The 221-nt window shown below is 70.1% G+C and carries 1 protein-coding gene; it reads left to right on the forward strand.

Going from position 1 to position 221, the window contains the following annotated elements; genetic code table 11:
* A partial coding sequence (locus tag OP79_RS49490) for a (2Fe-2S)-binding protein (RefSeq protein WP_033330061.1) occupies nucleotides 1-221 on the forward strand: 221 nt, incomplete at both ends.

A 221-nucleotide genomic window follows, 5' to 3' on the forward strand; every position in this document is an offset into this window, starting at 1 on the left:
CAGCTCGCGGTGGCCGCCGAGGGGCGCGAGATCACCACCATCGAAGGCGTCGCCGAGGGCGAGCAACTGCACCCCGTACAGCAGGCGTTCCTCGATCTCGACGGCTACCAGTGCGGCTACTGCACTCCGGGCCAGATCTGTTCGGCCCTCGGCGTGATCGAGGAACACGCGGCGGGTTGGCCGAGCGCCGTCACGGGTGACGTACGACCCGAAGCGGGGCC

It is taken from the genome of Streptomyces yerevanensis, from assembly GCF_000716805.1.
In the GTDB taxonomy this organism is placed as follows: Bacteria; Actinomycetota; Actinomycetes; order Streptomycetales; family Streptomycetaceae; genus Streptomyces; species Streptomyces flaveus.